This window comes from Colwellia sp. BRX8-9 (assembly GCF_014077245.1).
In the GTDB taxonomy this organism is placed as follows: Bacteria; Pseudomonadota; Gammaproteobacteria; order Enterobacterales; family Alteromonadaceae; genus Colwellia_A.
This window is the reverse complement of sequence record NZ_JACGVN010000097.1, coordinates 1-201: the sequence shown is the minus strand read 5'-3', so window position 1 is coordinate 201 and position 201 is coordinate 1. Positions and strand designations below refer to the sequence as shown.

Annotated in this window: 1 pseudogene; it reads left to right on the top strand. The window is 42.8% G+C overall.

The annotated features are described in order from the left end of the window. Positions 1-201, top strand: a pseudogene (locus H4J70_RS20395) (transposase); the annotation flags it as partial.

The window sequence follows — 201 nt, the reverse complement described above, 5'->3', positions numbered from 1 at the left end:
TAACGACATTCGAAATGGCAATGGTTGAAGAAACAGCACAAGTCTATAAACAGCGCTTAATCGATATCAGTTGGTTTATGCGGGCATTAAACGAGCCTATTGCTCGACAAGCCAATAAAGAAGATGAATGTACTGGGCACTTTTGGGAAGGACGCTTTAAATCTCAAGCCCTGCTCGATGAAGGGGCATTACTTGCTTGTA